This is a genomic window from Pseudoalteromonas sp. SWYJZ19 (genome assembly GCF_015864375.1).
Lineage (GTDB): Bacteria > Pseudomonadota > Gammaproteobacteria > Enterobacterales > Alteromonadaceae > Pseudoalteromonas > Pseudoalteromonas arctica.
This window is the reverse complement of record NZ_JADYXI010000063.1, coordinates 1-697: the sequence shown is the minus strand read 5'-3', so window position 1 is coordinate 697 and position 697 is coordinate 1. Positions and strand designations below refer to the sequence as shown.

General features: G+C 39.0%; 1 protein-coding gene. It reads right to left on the bottom strand.

Translation table 11 applies throughout. The annotated features are described in order from the left end of the window. On the bottom strand, positions 1-697 hold a 697-nt coding region (locus I6F45_RS21255), incomplete at both ends, for a DDE-type integrase/transposase/recombinase (RefSeq protein WP_197162047.1).

Genomic DNA, 697 nt, shown 5'->3' with positions numbered 1-697 from the left:
GGCTTTCTCAGGGTATTCCGGGCGATACTTTAACGTCTTAAATAGCGATTCAGAATAAGGATTATCATTACTCACAGACGGTCGGCTAAATGAAGGAACAATACCTAACTCCTGCAATGTCGCTAATAACGTTGCCCCTTTCATTGGACTGCCATTATCCGAGTGCAACGTGACTTGCTCAGGCTTTACCTGCTCTCGCCTGCAAATATCTACCATTAAATCAGCCGCCAGTGTGCTTAGTTGTGTGTCATGAACCTGCCAACCAACTATTCTTCGACTATAAATATCCATCACTAAATATAAGTATAAAAACTGACCTTTAACAGCTGTTGGCAAATACGTGATATCCCATGTATAAATTTCGTTTACACGTATTGCCTTGAGCGCTTTTGGCTTTTTTATCTTTTTATTTGGTTTAACTTTTTCTCTGTGTGTTAATAATTTATGCGATTTCATAACGCGATAAAACGAGCTTTCTGATGCTATCCACACACCTTTATCCAATAGTTTAGGGACTATCTTACTGGGTGGTAAATGTCCATATTCTATTGAATTAACAGTCTTAATTATACGCTGTTGCTCTAATTCAGTTAGCCTGTTAGGTGGTCGCTTTATCGTACTTGTTCGCTTATCTGTCATATCATCAGCTTCAATCCAGCGTTGAATTGTTCTTGCCGTTAGACCAAGTAACTCACAT